This is a genomic window from Nocardioides ureilyticus (assembly GCF_051280745.1).
Taxonomy (GTDB): domain Bacteria; phylum Actinomycetota; class Actinomycetes; order Propionibacteriales; family Nocardioidaceae; genus Nocardioides.
Genome location: NZ_JBNCOG010000076.1, coordinates 1 through 1451 on the forward strand (window position 1 = coordinate 1; position 1451 = coordinate 1451).

1 protein-coding gene is annotated in these 1451 nt (G+C 71.4%); it reads right to left on the bottom strand.

The window, feature by feature from the left end:
- A partial coding sequence (locus ACSMHG_RS19525) for a methyl-accepting chemotaxis protein (protein WP_435748251.1) occupies positions 1 to 1176 on the bottom strand: 1176 nt, incomplete at its 3' end.
- Positions 1177 to 1451 lie beyond the last annotated feature (275 nt).

Consider the following 1451-nt stretch of genomic DNA (forward strand, 5'->3'; position numbering starts at 1 on the left):
GTTCGTCTGCTCCGCGATCGAGGTGATCACCTTCACCACGTTCCCGATCTCCTGGCTCGACGTCCCCAGCTTCGCCACCGTCTCGTTGGTCGACTCCACCGTCGAGACCGCCTGCGACGCAACCCGCGCCGCATCGTTCGCCGACTGCGCGATCTCCCGGATCGAAGCACCCATCTGCTCCGCACCCGCCGCCACCGTCTGCACGTTCCGCGACACCTCATCGGCCGCACCCGAGACCACACCCGCCTGCACCGACGTCTCCTCCGCACCCGCAGCGATCTGCTGCGACGACGCCGACAGCTCCTCAGCAGCAGCCGCCACCGCGTCCGAGGAGGCGATGACCATCGTCATCAGCTCCCGCAGCTTGCCCGTGGCCGCGTCGAGGCTGGCGCCCATCGCACCGACCTCGTCGCGTGCCTCGACGCCGCTGGTCTGGGTCAGGTCACCCTCGGCCATCGCGTCGGAGACCCGGCGGACCCGGGCGACGTTGCCGGCGATGCCGCGCGCCACCAGCAGACCGACGGCGAGGCAGACGACGACGGCGAGGCCGAGGATGACCAGGGCCAGCGTGCGAGCGCTTTCGTAGGCGCTCTGCGCGTCGCTCGCGCTGGCCGCGGCCGCGGCATCCTCGGTGTCGATGATCGCGCCGAGGTCGCTGCTGACCGCCTCGGCGACCGGGGCGGCGACGTCGTTGTTCACCTGCAACCACCGGCCGAGGTCCTGCGCTTCGGCGATCGGGCCCATCTTGTTGTCGACGATGGCGAGGTACTCGGCGAGCTTGGCGCGGATGTCGGCCACCCGCTCGGTGTTCTCGGCGCTGGCGCCGGTCGCGAGGTACTCGTCGAGCTGGGCGTCGAACGTCGCCTGCAGCTCGGCGTACTCGTCGAGGGTCGCCTGGCGGTCCGGGCCGTCACCGACCAGGAGGATGTCCCGGACGCTGAGCGAGATGCTCTTGCGGGTGACGCTGATGTTCCCGAGCACCTTCACCGCGGCCAGGTTGTCCTCGTAGATCCGCTGGCTGGTCGCGGCACTGGCGGAGAGGGCGTTGAGGCCGAAGAGGCCGACGACCAGCGCAGCCACGACGCCGACGACGGCGGGCGCGAGGATCTTCGTGCGGATGGACAGGTGGGCGAACCACTGCGCCGGCGAGAGCCGGCCGCGGGGTGTCGTGGTCATCGAGGTGCCTTCTGTGGGTGGGGGGTCGTGCGGGCCGGCGATCGGGGCCGGCAGGGCCGACCGGCCGGTGGTCGGTCAGGCGGGTCGGTCAGGCGGGGCGGTCGTGGCGGACCCGGGTGGAGCTCAGGCCTTGAACTGCGAGACCTGGGTTCGCAGCTGGTGGGCCATCGAGGACAGCTCGGTCACCGCGGAGCCGGCCTGGGCCAGCGCCTGGGTGGTCGACTCCGCCGCGGAGGAGACACCCGAGATGTTCGTCGCGATCTCGCCCGAACCCG